26 protein-coding genes are annotated in these 14,333 nt (G+C 42.2%); all 26 read left to right on the forward strand.

Annotation, left to right across the window (positions count from 1 at the left end; translation table 11 throughout):
- The 26 genes from rpsC to VIG27_RS02640 all read left to right on the forward strand — a co-directional run bounded on the left by rpsC (position 1) and on the right by VIG27_RS02640 (position 14,320).
- Positions 1 to 657, forward strand: a complete 657-nt coding sequence (rpsC, locus tag VIG27_RS02515; RefSeq protein WP_394524952.1) for a 30S ribosomal protein S3 — start codon at positions 1 to 3, stop codon at positions 655 to 657.
- Positions 657 to 1,082 carry a 50S ribosomal protein L16 gene (rplP, locus tag VIG27_RS02520; protein ID WP_394524954.1) on the forward strand — a complete coding sequence of 142 codons (426 nt, stop codon included), beginning with the start codon at positions 657 to 659 and terminating at the stop codon, positions 1,080 to 1,082. Before rpsC ends, rplP begins: the two co-directional genes overlap by 1 nt.
- A gap of 2 nt (positions 1,083 to 1,084) precedes the next feature.
- The gene (gene rpmC / locus VIG27_RS02525) at positions 1,085 to 1,291 is read left to right on the forward strand and encodes a 50S ribosomal protein L29 (protein ID WP_394527371.1); all 207 of its coding nucleotides are present in this window, start codon (positions 1,085 to 1,087) and stop codon (positions 1,289 to 1,291) included.
- 93 nt (positions 1,292 to 1,384) lie between these two features.
- Entirely contained in the window at positions 1,385 to 1,639 is a 255-nt protein-coding gene (gene rpsQ / locus VIG27_RS02530; protein WP_394524955.1) for a 30S ribosomal protein S17, read from the forward strand.
- Between the two features lie 26 nt (positions 1,640 to 1,665).
- Positions 1,666 to 2,034, forward strand: a complete 369-nt coding sequence (gene rplN / locus VIG27_RS02535) for a 50S ribosomal protein L14 (protein WP_394524956.1) — start codon at positions 1,666 to 1,668, stop codon at positions 2,032 to 2,034.
- A gap of 14 nt (positions 2,035 to 2,048) precedes the next feature.
- A complete protein-coding gene (gene rplX, locus VIG27_RS02540) occupies positions 2,049 to 2,354 on the forward strand; it encodes a 50S ribosomal protein L24 (protein WP_394524958.1) in 306 nt (101 codons plus the stop codon).
- A 21-nt stretch (positions 2,355 to 2,375) separates the two neighbouring features.
- Positions 2,376 to 2,915, forward strand: a complete 540-nt coding sequence (gene rplE / locus VIG27_RS02545; RefSeq protein WP_394524960.1) for a 50S ribosomal protein L5 — start codon at positions 2,376 to 2,378, stop codon at positions 2,913 to 2,915.
- Positions 2,916 to 2,930: 15 nt separating this feature from the next.
- Positions 2,931 to 3,116: a type Z 30S ribosomal protein S14 gene (locus VIG27_RS02550; protein ID WP_077609795.1), complete on the forward strand. Its 186-nt coding sequence runs from the start codon at positions 2,931 to 2,933 to the stop codon at positions 3,114 to 3,116.
- A gap of 24 nt (positions 3,117 to 3,140) precedes the next feature.
- Positions 3,141 to 3,542 carry a 30S ribosomal protein S8 gene (gene rpsH, locus VIG27_RS02555; RefSeq protein ID WP_394524961.1) on the forward strand — a complete coding sequence of 134 codons (402 nt, stop codon included), beginning with the start codon at positions 3,141 to 3,143 and terminating at the stop codon, positions 3,540 to 3,542.
- Between the two features lie 66 nt (positions 3,543 to 3,608).
- Positions 3,609 to 4,151, forward strand: a complete 543-nt coding sequence (gene rplF / locus VIG27_RS02560; protein ID WP_394524962.1) for a 50S ribosomal protein L6 — start codon at positions 3,609 to 3,611, stop codon at positions 4,149 to 4,151.
- A 17-nt stretch (positions 4,152 to 4,168) separates the two neighbouring features.
- Entirely contained in the window at positions 4,169 to 4,537 is a 369-nt protein-coding gene (gene rplR / locus VIG27_RS02565; RefSeq protein WP_394524963.1) for a 50S ribosomal protein L18, read from the forward strand.
- Between the two features lie 20 nt (positions 4,538 to 4,557).
- Positions 4,558 to 5,067 carry a 30S ribosomal protein S5 gene (rpsE, locus tag VIG27_RS02570; RefSeq protein WP_394524964.1) on the forward strand — a complete coding sequence of 170 codons (510 nt, stop codon included), beginning with the start codon at positions 4,558 to 4,560 and terminating at the stop codon, positions 5,065 to 5,067.
- A gap of 13 nt (positions 5,068 to 5,080) precedes the next feature.
- Entirely contained in the window at positions 5,081 to 5,263 is a 183-nt protein-coding gene (rpmD, locus tag VIG27_RS02575; RefSeq protein WP_104439444.1) for a 50S ribosomal protein L30, read from the forward strand.
- 26 nt (positions 5,264 to 5,289) lie between these two features.
- A complete protein-coding gene (gene rplO, locus VIG27_RS02580; protein WP_394524966.1) occupies positions 5,290 to 5,730 on the forward strand; it encodes a 50S ribosomal protein L15 in 441 nt (146 codons plus the stop codon).
- Position 5,731: 1 nt separating this feature from the next.
- Positions 5,732 to 7,054, forward strand: a complete 1,323-nt coding sequence (gene secY / locus VIG27_RS02585) for a preprotein translocase subunit SecY (protein WP_394524967.1) — start codon at positions 5,732 to 5,734, stop codon at positions 7,052 to 7,054.
- 84 nt (positions 7,055 to 7,138) lie between these two features.
- A complete protein-coding gene (locus VIG27_RS02590; RefSeq protein ID WP_394524968.1) occupies positions 7,139 to 7,783 on the forward strand; it encodes an adenylate kinase in 645 nt (214 codons plus the stop codon).
- A 3-nt stretch (positions 7,784 to 7,786) separates the two neighbouring features.
- A complete protein-coding gene (gene map / locus VIG27_RS02595; RefSeq protein WP_394524969.1) occupies positions 7,787 to 8,551 on the forward strand; it encodes a type I methionyl aminopeptidase in 765 nt (254 codons plus the stop codon).
- Between the two features lie 10 nt (positions 8,552 to 8,561).
- On the forward strand, positions 8,562 to 8,843 hold the full coding sequence (locus tag VIG27_RS02600) for a KOW domain-containing RNA-binding protein (RefSeq protein ID WP_394524970.1): 282 nt from the start codon (positions 8,562 to 8,564) through the stop codon (positions 8,841 to 8,843).
- 5 nt (positions 8,844 to 8,848) lie between these two features.
- Complete coding sequence (gene infA, locus VIG27_RS02605) at positions 8,849 to 9,067, forward strand: translation initiation factor IF-1 (RefSeq protein ID WP_013274317.1); 219 nt, start codon at positions 8,849 to 8,851, stop codon at positions 9,065 to 9,067.
- A gap of 342 nt (positions 9,068 to 9,409) precedes the next feature.
- Positions 9,410 to 9,523 carry a 50S ribosomal protein L36 gene (rpmJ, locus tag VIG27_RS02610; protein ID WP_003497809.1) on the forward strand — a complete coding sequence of 38 codons (114 nt, stop codon included), beginning with the start codon at positions 9,410 to 9,412 and terminating at the stop codon, positions 9,521 to 9,523.
- 27 nt (positions 9,524 to 9,550) lie between these two features.
- Positions 9,551 to 9,919, forward strand: a complete 369-nt coding sequence (rpsM, locus tag VIG27_RS02615; RefSeq protein WP_394524972.1) for a 30S ribosomal protein S13 — start codon at positions 9,551 to 9,553, stop codon at positions 9,917 to 9,919.
- Between the two features lie 237 nt (positions 9,920 to 10,156).
- Complete coding sequence (gene rpsK / locus VIG27_RS02620; protein WP_006771855.1) at positions 10,157 to 10,558, forward strand: 30S ribosomal protein S11; 402 nt, start codon at positions 10,157 to 10,159, stop codon at positions 10,556 to 10,558.
- Positions 10,559 to 10,574: 16 nt separating this feature from the next.
- Positions 10,575 to 11,168, forward strand: coding sequence for a 30S ribosomal protein S4 (gene rpsD, locus VIG27_RS02625; protein WP_394524973.1), 594 nt, complete (start codon positions 10,575 to 10,577; stop codon positions 11,166 to 11,168).
- Positions 11,169 to 11,277: 109 nt separating this feature from the next.
- Positions 11,278 to 12,246, forward strand: coding sequence for a DNA-directed RNA polymerase subunit alpha (locus tag VIG27_RS02630; RefSeq protein WP_394524975.1), 969 nt, complete (start codon positions 11,278 to 11,280; stop codon positions 12,244 to 12,246).
- Between the two features lie 98 nt (positions 12,247 to 12,344).
- Entirely contained in the window at positions 12,345 to 12,881 is a 537-nt protein-coding gene (locus VIG27_RS02635) for a bL17 family ribosomal protein (protein WP_394524977.1), read from the forward strand.
- Between the two features lie 200 nt (positions 12,882 to 13,081).
- Positions 13,082 to 14,320, forward strand: a complete 1,239-nt coding sequence (locus VIG27_RS02640) for an N-acetylmuramoyl-L-alanine amidase family protein (protein ID WP_394524979.1) — start codon at positions 13,082 to 13,084, stop codon at positions 14,318 to 14,320.
- The last annotated feature ends 13 nt before the right edge of the window (positions 14,321 to 14,333 follow it).

Raw genomic sequence — 14,333 nt, forward strand, 5'->3', positions numbered from 1 at the left:
ATGGGACAGAAAGTTAATCCACACGGCTTAAGAGTCGGTGTTATTAAAGACTGGGACTCAAAATGGTATGCTGAAGCTGATTTCGCAGACAACTTAGTAGAAGATTATGCGATCAGAAAATTCCTGAAAAAGAGATTATACAGCGCTGGCATTTCAAATATTGAAATTGAAAGAGCATCAGACCGTGTGAAAGTTATTATTCACACTGCAAAACCTGGTGTTGTAATCGGTAAGGGCGGTTCTGAAATCGAGAAGTTAAAGGTTGAAGTTCAGAAGCTCACAGATAAAAAGTTATTTGTTGATATCAAAGAGATCAAAAGACCAGATAAAGATGCACAGTTAGTAGCTGAATCTATTGCACAGCAGTTAGAGAACCGTGTATCCTTCCGTCGTGCGATGAAGTCTACCATGGGACGTTCCATGAAGGCTGGCATTAAAGGCATCAAGGCTGCAGTTGCAGGCCGTCTTGGCGGAGCTGATATGGCTCGTACAGAGTTCTACAGCGAAGGCACAATCCCGTTACAGACACTGAGAGCAGATATTGACTATGGTTTCGCTGAAGCAGATACAACCTTCGGTAAGATCGGCGTTAAGGTTTGGATCTACAACGGTGAAGTACTTCCAACTAAAGGAAACAAGGAAGGGAGCGATAAATAATGTTAATGCCTAAAAGAGTTAAGCGTCGTAAACAGTTCCGTGGAAACATGGCTGGTAAAGCTTTAAGAGGCAATAAGATCAGCAATGGTGAGTTCGGTTTGGTTTCTATGGAACCATGCTGGATCAGATCCAACCAGATCGAGGCTGCCCGTGTTGCTATGACTCGTTATATCAAGCGTGGCGGTAAAGTCTGGATCAAGATCTTCCCGGATAAACCTGTAACAGCAAAGCCAGCAGAGACCCGAATGGGTTCCGGTAAGGGCAGTCTGGAATACTGGGTAGCAGTAGTAAAGCCAGGCCGTGTATTATTCGAAATCGCTGGAGTACCTGAAGAAACAGCACGTGAAGCTTTACGTCTTGCTATGCATAAGTTACCCTGCAAGTGTAAGATTGCTGCTAAAGCAGATTTAGAAGGCGGTGAATGACAGTGAAAACTAATAAGTATGTTGAAGAATTAAAAGGAAAAACAGTTGCTGAACTCAATACAGAATTAGTAGCTGCAAAGAAAGAACTTTTCAACTTAAGATTCCAGAATGCGACGAATCAGCTTGACAATACAAGCAGAATCAAAGAAGTTCGCAAGAACATTGCCAGAATTCAGACTGTTATAACTGAGAAGGCTAAATTAGCTTAAGTTGTGACTTTATAAAAGCATGACACACACGAGTGCGTGTAAACTTATAGATAGGGCCGGAAAGGCCATAAACTCGAAAGGAGAATACCTAACGTGGAAAGAAATCTTAGAAAAACCCGTACTGGTAAGGTTGTAAGCGACAAGATGGATAAGACTATCGTAGTTGCTATTGAAGACCATGTAGAACATCCTTTATACGGCAAGATCGTAAAAAGAACGTATAAATTAAAAGCTCATGATGAGAACAATGCTTGCAACATGGGCGATACCGTTAAAGTTATGGAAACAAGACCTCTGTCCAAAGACAAGAGATGGAGACTTGTGGAGATTATCGAGAAAGCGAAATAATTTATTTCTAGGAAGGAGTAACAGGCATGATTCAGCAGGAAACCAGATTAAGGGTTGCTGATAATACTGGTGCAAAAGAACTGCTTTGCATCCGTGTTATGGGTGGATCTACAAGAAGATATGCTAGTATTGGTGATGTTATCGTTGCCAGCGTTAAAGATGCAACACCTGGCGGTGTTGTAAAGAAAGGCGACGTTGTTAAGGCCGTTGTTGTACGTACTGTAAAAGGCGCACGCCGTAAAGACGGTTCCTATATCAAGTTCGATGAGAACGCTGCCGTAATAATCAAAGATGACAGGACTCCAAAAGGAACTCGTATCTTTGGACCGGTTGCCAGAGAGTTAAGAGAGAAACAGTTCATGAAAATTGTTTCCTTAGCTCCGGAAGTATTATAAGGAGGTGTCGGACTGTGCATAAAATTAAAAGAGATGACCTTGTAAAGGTTATTGCAGGAAAAGATAAAGATAAGCAGGGCAAGGTTCTTCATGTTGATACGAAGAACAACAGAGTGGTAGTGGAAGGCGTGAACATGATGACTAAGCATGTAAAACCCGGCGCAGGAAACCCACAGGGCGGTATCGTACAGAAAGAAGCTTCACTTGATATCTCCAATGTAATGCTCGTGGTTGACGGAAAAGCTACAAGAGTAGGCTTTGACGTTAAAGACGGTAAAAAAGTTCGTGTTGCAAAAGCAACCGGAAAAGTAATTGACTAATTCGGAGAGGAGGAATAAAAATTGGCTAGATTAAAAGATATTTACCAGACAGAGATCGTAGAAGCTATGATCAAGAAGTTTGGATATAAAAACGTTATGGAAGTACCGAAGTTGGATAAGATTGTCATCAATATGGGTATTGGTGAAGCTAAGGACAATGCCAAGGTTTTAGACTCTGCAGTCAGAGACTTAGAGATCATCTCCGGTCAGAAGGCAGTCTTAACAAAGGCTAAGAAGTCAATTGCTAACTTCAAACTCAGAGAAGGTATGCCAATCGGATGTAAAGTGACATTACGCGGCGAGAGAATGTATGAATTTGCAGATCGTCTGATCAACCTTGCACTCCCTCGTGTACGTGACTTTAGAGGCGTAAATGCCAATGCATTTGATGGCAGAGGTAACTATGCACTTGGTATCAAGGAACAGCTTATTTTCCCTGAAATTGAGTACGATAAAGTTGACAAGGTAAGAGGTATGGACATTATTTTCGTCACTACCGCTAAGACAGACGAAGAAGCCCGTGAACTTTTGACATTATTCAATATGCCATTTGCAAAATAGTAGGAGGAATAATCCATGGCTAAGACTTCAATGAAGATCAAACAGCAGAAACCTGCAAAATTCTCCTCAAGAGAATATAATCGCTGCAGAATCTGCGGTCGTCCACATGCTTATTTAAGAAAATACGGAATCTGCAGAATTTGCTTCCGTGAATTAGCATACAAAGGTCAGATCCCAGGCGTTAAAAAGGCAAGCTGGTAAAATAAGGAAGGAGGCAATTTCAAAATGACAATGAGCGATCCAATCGCAGATATGCTTACGAGAATCCGTAATGCAAATACTGCAAAACATGATACGGTAGATGTACCTTCATCCAAGATGAAATTAGCTATTGCTGATATCCTTGTGAAAGAGGGATACGTTAAAAAATATGATATCGTAGAAGACGGTGCATTCCAGTCAATCAGAATCACCTTAAAATACGGTAAAGATAAAAATGAAAAAATCATCACAGGTATTAAGAGAATCTCCAAACCAGGTTTACGTGTATATGCAAACAAAGAGGAGTTACCGAAAGTACTTGGCGGTTTAGGAACTGCAATCATTTCTACAAACCAGGGCGTGATTACAGACAAAGAAGCACGTAACTTGGGTGTAGGCGGAGAAGTTTTAGCATTCATTTGGTAATTACTGCAGCATCTGAAAACAGAGGGAACGAAACGTTCCTTCCGAGAATTTAAGGAGGTAGACGGCATGTCACGTATCGGAAGAATGCCTATCGCGATTCCAGCAGGCGTAACTGTTGCAATTGCAGAAAATAATAAAGTGACTGTAAAAGGTCCTAAGGGAACTCTTGAGAGAGTATTACCCACAGAGATGACGATCAAAGAAGAAGATGGTCATATCATCGTTACCAGACCAAACGATTTAAAGAAAATGAAATCTTTACACGGTCTGACAAGAACTTTAATCAACAACATGATCATTGGTGTTACAAATGGTTATGAGAAGAAGCTGGAAATCAACGGTGTTGGTTACAGAGCTCAGAAGCAGGGCAACAAACTGATCCTGTCTCTTGGATACTCTCATCCAGTTGAAATGATCGATCCAGAAGGCATTGAAGCTACAATGGAAGGTCAGAACATCATCTTCATTAAAGGTATCGATAAAGAAAAAGTTGGCCAGTACGCTGCTGAAATCAGAGATAAGAGAAGACCTGAACCTTACAAGGGCAAGGGAATCAAGTATGCTGACGAAGTGATCAGACGTAAAGTTGGTAAGACTGGTAAGAAATAATTAAGGAGAGTGTAAAGATGGTTAGCAAACAGTCAAGAAGCGAAATTCGCGTTAAAAAGCACAACAGATTACGTAACCGTTTTGCAGGCACTGCAGAAAGACCGCGTTTAGCTGTGTTTAGAAGCAATAATCATATGTATGCTCAAATTATTGACGATACAGTTGGTAAAACTTTAGTTGCTGCTTCTACAGTAGAAAAAGATGTAAAGGCAGAATTAAAGAAAACTAACGACGTTGATGCTGCAGCATATGTAGGTTCCGTAGTTGCAAAGAGAGCCATTGAAAAAGGTATCAAGGAAGTTGTCTTTGACAGAGGCGGTTTTATATATCAGGGTAAAATTCAGGCATTAGCAGACGCAGCAAGAGAAGCTGGTCTGGAATTCTAAGTAGAGAGGAGAATGACAGCGTGAAACGTACAATAGTTGATGCAAATCAGGTAGAGTTAAACGATAGAGTAGTTGCTATCAAACGTGTATCTAAAACCGTTAAAGGTGGACGTACCATGAGATTCTCTGCTTTAGTAGTCGTAGGCGATGGCAATGGCCGCGTAGGTGCAGGTCTTGGCAAAGCTGGTGAAGTTCCAGAAGCAATCCGTAAAGGGAAAGAGGCTGCTGTTAAAAATATGGTAAATATCCCGATCGATGAGAATAAAAGTATTCCTCATGACCTGACTGGAAAGTTTGGAAGTGCTTCTGTACTTCTTAAGAGAGCTTCCGAAGGTACCGGTGTTATTGCAGGAGGTCCTGCCCGTGCAGTCGTAGAGCTTGCAGGTATCAAGAATATCCGTACAAAGTCCCTTGGCTCAAACAACAAAACCAATGTTGTTTTAGCTACAATCAAAGGTTTAACTGAGTTAAAGACTCCTGAGGAAGTTGCAAGACTCCGCGGTAAATCTGTTGAAGAGATTTTAGGCTAAGGAGGATAAGAAGATGGCAGATAAATTAAAAATCACATTGGTGAAATCCCCGATCGGTGCAATTCCAAAGCACAAAGCAACTGTTTTAGCATTAGGTTTAAAGAAGCTTCACAAAACAGTTGAAATGCCGGATAATGGTGCAGTTAGAGGTATGATCGCCAGCGTGCGTCATTTAGTAAAAGTAGAAGAGATCTAAGAAAATAAAGTAAGGAGGTGCAAGCGATGGATTTATCAAATTTACAGCCTGCGTTAGGTTCCAAACACAGCGATAACTTCAGAAGAGGCCGTGGCCATGGTTCAGGAAACGGTAAGACGGCAGGTAAAGGTCACAAAGGACAGAAAGCCCGTTCTGGTGCTACCAGACCAGGTTTTGAAGGCGGACAGATGCCTTTATACAGACGTATTCCTAAAAGAGGCTTTACAAACAGAAATTCTAAGACAATTGTCGGCATTAATGTAAGCGCTTTGGAAGGTTTTGAAAACGGTACAGTTGTTACAGTTGAAACTTTATTAGAGAGCGGTATCGTTAAGAATCCGCGTGATGGCGTTAAGATCCTTGGAAATGGAGAATTAACCAAAAAGCTTACAGTAAAGGTAGATGCTTTCAGCGAAGGCGCAAAAACCAAAATCGAGGCTTTAGGTGGAACCTGCGAGGTGATCTAATATGTTAAAAACACTCCGTAATGCATTCAAGATCAAGGACGTAAGGAAGAAACTCATCTTTACGTTTTTGATGCTGGTGGTTACCAGAATCGGTTCTCAGTTGCCGATTCCAGGAGTTGAAACAAGCTTTTTTAAAGATTTATTTGCTCAGCAGAACAACGATGCGTTCGGTTTTTTTAACGCAATGACAGGTAGTTCATTTACCAACATGTCTGTGTTCGCTCTGAGCATTACCCCTTACATCACATCTTCCATTATCATGCAGCTTTTGACCATTGCAATCCCTAAACTTGAGGAGATGCAAAGAGATGGTGAGGATGGAAGAAAGAAGATAGCAGAATACACCCGTTACGTAACAGTTGGTCTGGCTCTGATCGAGTCCATTGCAATGGCAATCGGATTCGGCGGTCAGGGACTGTTAAGAGATTTTAATGCTTTAAGTGTTGTCATTGCAGTTGCGACTATGACAGCTGGTAGTGCGCTCCTTATGTGGATCGGTGAACGGATCACAGAGAATGGTGTGGGAAATGGTATTTCCATCGTCCTTTTATTTAACATCATTTCCAGTTTCCCCTCCGATGCGTCAACCCTGTATACCAGATTTATCACTGGAAAATCGGTTGCCGTAGCAGCAATAGCGGCCATTATCATTTTTGCCATAATTGTAGCAATTGTAGTGTTTGTCGTTGTCCTTCAGGGCGGCGAGAGAAGAATTCCAGTGCAGTATTCCAAGAAGATGCAGGGGCGGAAGATGGTTGGCGGACAAGCGACCAACATTCCGTTGAAGGTGAATACAGCCGGTGTTATTCCGGTTATCTTTGCTTCCTCGATCATGTCCTTCCCGGTGGTAATCAGCCAGTTCCTTGGTGACCGGATTGATTACAACAGTGTGGGAGGCCACATCTTAACAGCACTGAATTCCTCCAGCTGGTTTCGAGTAGACCGGCCGGTTTATTCTTTAGGTATGATCGTTTACGTGGCTCTTATCATCGTATTTGCATATTTTTATACTTCCATCACATTCAATCCGCTGGAAGTAGCGAACAACATGAAAAAGTCAGGCGGCTTTATTCCGGGTATCCGCCCAGGAAAGCCTACCAGCGATTATCTTAATTCTATTTTAAACTATATCGTATTTTTAGGTGCATGCGGTTTGACGATTATTTGTATTATCCCGATTATGGTCTCAGGTTTATTTAACGTAAGCCATTTATCCTTCGGGGGTACATCACTTATCATTATTGTCAGTGTTGTACTTGAGACGTTGAAGGCGATCGAATCCCAGATGCTTGTACGTAATTATAAAGGATTTTTGACTGATTAAAGGACAAACCAAGGGAAACATGTCATGCGTGTTTTCCTTGGGATTTGTGCTATTTAACCTTATGTTTCCAAGGAGGGACTGTTGATGAAAATCATCATGTTGGGTGCCCCTGGTGCCGGAAAGGGCACACAGGCGAAAAAGATTTCTGAAAAATATCAGATTCCGCATATCTCTACCGGAGATATTTTCCGTTCCAATATTAAGGAAGGAACAGAATTGGGAAAAAAAGCAAAGGGATATATGGATCAAGGGGCACTTGTTCCGGATGAACTCACTATAGGGATGCTTATAGACCGTATTCAGAAGGAAGATTGCAGCGACGGATATGTGCTGGACGGATTTCCAAGAACCATTCCCCAGGCAGAAAGCCTTACAAAGGCCATCTCTGAGATGGGACAAAAGATTGACTTTGCAATAAATGTTGACGTACCTGACGAAAATATCATTAACAGGATGTCAGGCCGCCGTGCATGCATTTCCTGCGGAGCTACATATCATATCGTCTACAACCCAAGCAAGGTTCCAGGCGTATGTGATGTGTGTGGTGCAGAGCTTGTATTAAGAGATGATGACAAACCGGAGACGGTTAAGAAGCGTCTGTCCGTATATCACGACCAGACACAGCCTCTGATTGAGTATTACGAAAAAGAAGGCGTGCTGGTGAATGTTGACGGAACACAGGAATTAAACAAAGTGTTCTCAGATATCGTTTCTATTTTAGGAGCATAGTTTATGTCAGTGACGATTAAATCTGCAAGAGAGATAGAACTTATGAGAGAGGCAGGAAGAATTCTGAGCATTACCCATGAAGAACTTTCCAAAGCCTTGAAACCCGGAATGACAACCTGGGATATTGACCATCTGGGAGAAGAGATCATAAGGAGCTACGGCTGCATGCCCTCCTTTTTAAATTACAACGGATACCCTGCTTCCATCTGTGTTTCAGTCAATGATGAAGTGGTACACGGGATACCCAGTAAAAAACGTATTTTAATGGAAGGTGATATTGTGAGCCTGGATGCCGGCGTCATTTATAAAGGATATCATTCGGATGCGGCAAGAACTTATGGGATCGGAGAAATCACTCCTTCGGCGGGGCAACTGATAGAAGTGACAAGACAAAGTTTCTTTGAAGGGATTAAATTTGCAAAATCTGGCAATCATCTAGGTGATATATCTGCTGCGATCCAGAAATATGCAGAATCGTTCGGCTACGGAGTTGTCCGTGACCTTGTGGGACATGGAATCGGTTCTCACCTCCATGAGGAACCTGAGGTGCCGAATTTTGCCCAGAAAAGGCGGGGAATCAAGCTGAGGCCGGGCATGACGCTTGCCATCGAACCCATGATCAATGAAGGAACCCCTGATGTGGTGTGGCTCGATGACGACTGGACGGTCGTGACCGAAGACGAAAAGCTGTCTGCCCATTATGAAAATACCATTCTGATCACAGAAGGCGAGCCGGAGATTTTAAGTCTGGTTTCCAGGGATATATAAGGAAGTGCCCATGGGATTAGAAGCTGGATCACTGGCAGAATCAACGGCAGGACATGATAAAGGCAGTTATTTCTTCATATTGCGTGAAGAAGGCGAATATATATATCTGGTGGACGGAAAATACCGGCGTATGGAATGTCCGAAGAAAAAAAAGAAAAAGCATGTAAAACCCCTTGTATGGGAGAAACATTCCCTGGAATTTAAAAGCCGGGAAAACAATAAAGTCACCGATGAAGAGATCAAATATTTCATCCGATGTTTCAAAAGAGAAGAACAGGTTGTTAGGAGGTAAGCTTTATGTCAAAAGCAGATGTTATTGAAATTGAAGGAACCGTTGTGGAGAAACTCCCCAATGCCATGTTTCAGGTCGAACTGGAGAATGGTCATCAGGTATTAGCCCACATCAGCGGCAAACTTCGCATGAACTACATTCGTATTTTACCCGGAGATAAGGTGACGATTGAAATGTCCCCTTATGATTTAAGCAAAGGAAGAATCATCTGGAGAGATAAATAAGGCGTTTTTTTCATATACGCCTCCCCTTTATGTCCATGACACACCAGGCTAAAGGGTTAATAAATATATAGGAAAAAGCGCTTGCATTTTAAGACGATTAGTGGTATAATGCTGTAGCGACTTTGTTGAAATACTGGGTGTATTATGTCTAAAGGGCAGCACTGGTTTTAAAATAAAACACACTGCGGGTATACTCAGAAGGCTCTTTGCAAAAGGAGGCTCCGCCGTTGCCAGGCTCGAGAGAGGCTTACCAGGTGCCGGGGAGTGCTTCGCACACAGGTGTCTGAAAGCAGACGCCGGGTGCTCAATGTGAAAGGGCGCATAACGGAAAGGAGAATTGCTGTGAAGGTTAGATCATCAGTCAAACCGATTTGCGAAAAGTGCAAAATCATCAAGAGAAAAGGCAGTATCAGAGTAATCTGTGAAAATCCTAAGCATAAGCAGAGACAAGGTTAAAAAAATTAATGGAGGTGTACTACACACATGGCTCGTATTTCAGGTGTTGATTTACCAAGAGAAAAACGTGTTGAGATCGGCTTAACTTATATCTACGGTATCGGTAGAACAAGTGCTAGCCGCATTCTTACAGAAGCTGGCGTTAATCCTGACACTCGTGTTAAGGACTTAACCGATGACGAAGTTAAAAGACTTGCAGAAGTAATTACTGCGTCTCAGACTGTTGAAGGTGATTTACGTAGAGAAATCGCTATGAATATCAAGAGACTTCAGGAAATTGGCTGCTACCGCGGAATTCGTCATAGAAAGAGCCTTCCGGTTCGTGGTCAGAAGACAAAGACCAATGCAAGAACCCGTAAAGGCCCAAGAAAGACCGTAGCAAACAAGAAGAAATAAGCATTGAACACTTAGTGGGATATCTCACGGATTGAGTGTGACGGTGTGCCCCGCTTTATCGGGCAAAGCCGTTCTTTGACCGGAAGGGAAAAGAACATTTTTGTTAAAATTAACAGCGAATCACGTTACATGTTTTAAAAACAGGAATAACAGGATTCAGATATTCGTACCCTGCGCCGGCTCTCAGGATCCATAGAGCAGGGCGGAGCAAGTAAAAAGAAAGTAGGTTAGTTTAAAATGGCTAAAAAAGTGTCCACTACTAAAAAAGTGACAAAAAAGCGCGTAAAGAAAAACGTTGAACGCGGACAAGCACATATCCAGTCATCTTTTAATAACACAATTGTGACATTAACGGATACACAGGGTAATGCATTATCCTGGGCAAGTGCTGGTGGTCTGGGATTTAGAGGTTCAAGGAAATCTACTCCATATGCAGCTCAGATGGCGGCAGAAACTGCTACTAAGGCAGCTCTTGTACATGGTTTAAAATCAGTAGACGTTATGGTTAAAGGTCCTGGTTCAGGCCGTGAAGCAGCTATTCGTGCACTTCAGGCATGCGGTTTAGAAGTAACCAGCATTAAGGATGTAACACCGGTTCCACATAACGGTTGTCGTCCACCAAAACGCAGAAGAGTCTAATTAGGAGGTAATTACAGTGGCAGTTGATAGAGTTCCTGTTCTTAAAAGATGTAGATCCCTTGGTCTTGATCCGATCTATTTAGGAATAGATAAAAAATCAAAAAGAGAATTAAAAAGAGCAAACAGAAAGATGAGTGAGTACGGCATTCAGCTGAGAGAAAAGCAGAAAGCGAAATTCATCTATGGAGTTCTTGAAAAACCTTTCCGTAACTACTATGCTAAGGCTGAGAGAATGAATGGTATGGTTGGTGAAAACCTTATGATTCTTCTTGAAAGAAGACTTGACAATGTAGTATTCCGTATGGGATTCGGAAGAACAAGAAGAGAGACCAGACAGATGGTTGACCATAAGAGCATCCTTGTAAATGGTAAATGCGTAAACATTCCTTCCTTCTTAGTAAAGGCTGGCGATGTGATCGAAGTAAAAGAAAAATGCAAAACCAATGCAAGATTCAAAAGTGTTCAGGAAACCACTGCAGGACGTATGGTTCCTGCATGGCTTGACGTTGACCATGAGAATTTACGTGGTACTGTTAAAGAGTTACCAACAAGAGACGAGATTGATGTTCCAGTGAATGAAATGCTTATCGTCGAGTTGTACTCCAAATAATTGAAAGTCTGTTGATTAAAGCCGGCTTTCGCCCGGGGGTTTTTATACTTCCGGGCAAGGTTTGAGTATAAGACCCTCGATACAAAATACCCAAAAGGAGGGGCTATTAGTGTTCGATTTTGAAAAACCAAACATTGAGATTGCTGAGATCTCAGAAGATAAAAAATATGGCAAGTTTGTAGTTGAACCGCTTGAAAGAGGTTATGGCACGACTTTAGGTAATTCCTTAAGAAGAATCATGCTTTCTTCCCTACCGGGCGCTGCAGTTAGTCAGGTAAAAATCGACGGCGTTTTGCATGAGTTCAGTTCCATCCCAGGCGTTAAAGAAGATGTGACTGAGATCATTATGAACATCAAGAGCTTATCTATTAAGAATAATAGCGATACCAACGAAGCAAAAGTTGCTTACATCGAGTTTGAAGGCGAAGGTGTTGTGACGGCTGCCGATATCCAGGCGGATCCTGATATTGAGATCATGAACCCGGAACAGGTAATCGCTACCCTTAGTGGCGGTACAGACAGCAAGTTCTATATGGAACTTACGATTACCAAGGGCCGCGGCTACGTGAGTGCAGACAAGAATAAAAGTGAAGATTTACCAATCGGAGTTATTGCCGTTGATTCCATCTATACACCAGTAGAACGCGTCAACATGACGGTACAAAACACACGAGTAGGTCAGGTCACTGATTATGATAAGTTGACATTAGATGTATACACAAATGGTACTTTGGCGCCAGATGAGGCAGTAAGCCTTGCAGCTAAAGTTCTGAGTGAGCATTTAAACCTGTTCATTGATTTATCTGAGAACGCTAAGACTGCTGAAGTCATGGTGGAGAAAGAAGACAATGAAAAGGAGAAAGTACTTGAGATGAACATTGATGAACTGGAGCTTTCTGTCCGTTCATACAATTGTCTTAAGAGAGCTGGAATCAATACCGTTGAAGAATTGTGCAACCGCACTTCCGAGGATATGATGAAGGTTCGTAATCTTGGCCGTAAGTCATTAGAAGAAGTGTTGGCCAAGTTAAAAGAGCTGGGCTTACAGCTTAATCCAAGCGACGATACCAACGCATAATTGGTCCGTTTGATACAGCTGATTTATGGAGAATAAGCACTGATACAGTAAGACCGAAGAAGCATGTATCCGTGTTCCACAAATGGAGGAATATTAAGATGGCAGGATATAGAAAGCTGGGAAGAACTTCCAGTCAAAGAAAAGCATTAATCAGAAGCCAGGTAACTGCATTATTACACAATGGCAAAATCGTGACAACAGAAGCAAGAGCAAAAGAAATCCGCAAAGTTGCGGAAGGTCTGATCGCTTTAGCAGTAAAAGAGAAGGATAACTTCGAGACTGTTAAGGTTACAGCAAAGGTTGCACGTAAAGATAAAGAAGGCAAGAGAGTCAAAGAAGTTGTAAACGGCAAGAAAGTTACCGTATACGATGAAGTTGAGAAAGAAATCAAAAAAGATCTTCCTTCCAGACTCCATGCAAGAAGACAGATGTTAAAGGTTCTTTATGATGTAACTGAGGTTCCGACCCAAGCTGCAGGCAGAAAGAAAAATACAAAATCTGTTGATTTACCAAAGCAGCTGTTTGAAGAGATTGCACCAAAGTATGTTTCCCGCAACGGTGGTTACACACGTATCGTTAAGATCGGTCAGCGTAAGGGTGACGGAGCTATGGCAGTTCTTCTTGAGCTTGTATAAGTAAAGCAATAAAAACCCGATGGTGGAGATAATCCCCTATCGGGTTTTTTTATTGAGATCCTGTTCCTGGCAAAGAACCGCAAGAATAAAGAAAGAATATCGTAAGTTGACGGACAAATGCTTTCCGGGCTATAATGTTAAATATAGAATAATATGGCTATTTTGCCAGATTCGTTAATATAGGAACGGGAGGAATTTATATGAAGCATTTTAAAAGACTGATGGCTTTTGTATCTCTGATAGCCTTGTTGGGAGTCAGTGTTCCATTTGAAGCATCAGCCGCCCCAGCGAAAACCATATCGTCCGTAACTCTCTATGTGGGGATGGAAGAGATTGAGTTGGGAGACACTTTGCCGTCTGAAACTTCTTTTAAGACGAAGGAAGGCAATGGAAATTACGTTTATACCAATAATGATAGATACGAAGTATCTGATTTGGAATGGATAACTTCTGACAACAAAAAGATGAAGGTTGGTTATGAGCCGAAGATGAAGGTGACTCTGAGGGCTTCAGATTCTGATACCTATGCATTTAAGGGGGGCTATCAGTCCAGCAACGTTACCATCAAAGGAGGAACTTATGTATCTTCCAACCGCTCCGGCAGTGATACGTTATATGTTACATTTACCTTTAAGCCGATTAAGGGAACGTATGAATCACCGGAGGATGCTGACTGGAGAGATTCTGGCTACGGCAATGCAAGATGGAGTTCCGTAGACGATAGTTCCGGAGCCTATGACGTGTACTTATACAGAGGCAGCACCGTTGTAAAGAAAGTAGAAAAGTTAAAAGCAACTTCCTATAATTTCTATCCGTATATGACAAAGGCAGGAACCTACAGCTTTAAGGTCCGCACCGTTCCTTATACAGACACCGAAGAAAAATACGGAAAGAAGAGTGACTGGACGGAATCCGGGGAAATGTATCTGCCGGAGGAAAAGGTATCCGATGGCCGCGGACAGGAGTCCGGCAATGGTTCTGTGATATCCAGCGAGGATGTGGGTTGGATCAAATCAGGGAATACATGGTATTACCGTTACCCGGATGGTTCCTACCAGAAGAATAACTGGGCAAAAATCAATGGAAGATGGTATTTATTCGATACCAGCGGTGCCATGCTGACCGGCTGGCAGCAGAAGAATGGTTTATGGTATTATTTAAATAATGACGGTGCCATGTTGACCGGCTGGATAAAATCTAATAACGTCTGGTATTATATGAACCCGTCCGCCTCAAATGGAGTGGAAGGTGCAATGGTATCCGGATGGATCAACTACAACAACAAATGGTACTACACCAACTCCAACGGGGCAATGCAGGAAGGTTGGAAAGAGATAGACGGTAACTGGTATTATTTCTATCCAGGAGAAGGCTCCAAGGCGGTGAATACCACGATTGGAGGATTTCCGGTAGATGCCAACGGTGTTTGGCATAAATAATAACGGGAAAGGA

This window comes from Lacrimispora sinapis (assembly GCF_043633585.1).
GTDB lineage: Bacteria > Bacillota > Clostridia > Lachnospirales > Lachnospiraceae > Lacrimispora > Lacrimispora sinapis.

What these genes read in the sequence shown, in the direction of transcription:
- rpsC (WP_394524952.1), top strand. Translation starts at nt 1, where the DNA reads ATGGGACAGAAAGTTAATCCACACGGCTTAAGAGTCGGTGTTATTAAA.
- rplP (WP_394524954.1), top strand. Translation starts at nt 657, where the DNA reads ATGTTAATGCCTAAAAGAGTTAAGCGTCGTAAACAGTTCCGTGGAAAC.
- rplN (WP_394524956.1), top strand. Translation starts at nt 1,666, where the DNA reads ATGATTCAGCAGGAAACCAGATTAAGGGTTGCTGATAATACTGGTGCA.
- VIG27_RS02550 (WP_077609795.1), top strand. Translation starts at nt 2,931, where the DNA reads ATGGCTAAGACTTCAATGAAGATCAAACAGCAGAAACCTGCAAAATTC.
- rpsH (WP_394524961.1), top strand. Translation starts at nt 3,141, where the DNA reads ATGACAATGAGCGATCCAATCGCAGATATGCTTACGAGAATCCGTAAT.
- rplF (WP_394524962.1), top strand. Translation starts at nt 3,609, where the DNA reads ATGTCACGTATCGGAAGAATGCCTATCGCGATTCCAGCAGGCGTAACT.
- rplR (WP_394524963.1), top strand. Translation starts at nt 4,169, where the DNA reads ATGGTTAGCAAACAGTCAAGAAGCGAAATTCGCGTTAAAAAGCACAAC.
- rpmD (WP_104439444.1), top strand. Translation starts at nt 5,081, where the DNA reads ATGGCAGATAAATTAAAAATCACATTGGTGAAATCCCCGATCGGTGCA.
- rplO (WP_394524966.1), top strand. Translation starts at nt 5,290, where the DNA reads ATGGATTTATCAAATTTACAGCCTGCGTTAGGTTCCAAACACAGCGAT.
- secY (WP_394524967.1), top strand. Translation starts at nt 5,732, where the DNA reads ATGTTAAAAACACTCCGTAATGCATTCAAGATCAAGGACGTAAGGAAG.
- VIG27_RS02590 (WP_394524968.1), top strand. Translation starts at nt 7,139, where the DNA reads ATGAAAATCATCATGTTGGGTGCCCCTGGTGCCGGAAAGGGCACACAG.
- map (WP_394524969.1), top strand. Translation starts at nt 7,787, where the DNA reads ATGTCAGTGACGATTAAATCTGCAAGAGAGATAGAACTTATGAGAGAG.
- VIG27_RS02600 (WP_394524970.1), top strand. Translation starts at nt 8,562, where the DNA reads ATGGGATTAGAAGCTGGATCACTGGCAGAATCAACGGCAGGACATGAT.
- infA (WP_013274317.1), top strand. Translation starts at nt 8,849, where the DNA reads ATGTCAAAAGCAGATGTTATTGAAATTGAAGGAACCGTTGTGGAGAAA.
- rpsM (WP_394524972.1), top strand. Translation starts at nt 9,551, where the DNA reads ATGGCTCGTATTTCAGGTGTTGATTTACCAAGAGAAAAACGTGTTGAG.
- rpsK (WP_006771855.1), top strand. Translation starts at nt 10,157, where the DNA reads ATGGCTAAAAAAGTGTCCACTACTAAAAAAGTGACAAAAAAGCGCGTA.
- VIG27_RS02635 (WP_394524977.1), top strand. Translation starts at nt 12,345, where the DNA reads ATGGCAGGATATAGAAAGCTGGGAAGAACTTCCAGTCAAAGAAAAGCA.
- VIG27_RS02640 (WP_394524979.1), top strand. Translation starts at nt 13,082, where the DNA reads ATGAAGCATTTTAAAAGACTGATGGCTTTTGTATCTCTGATAGCCTTG.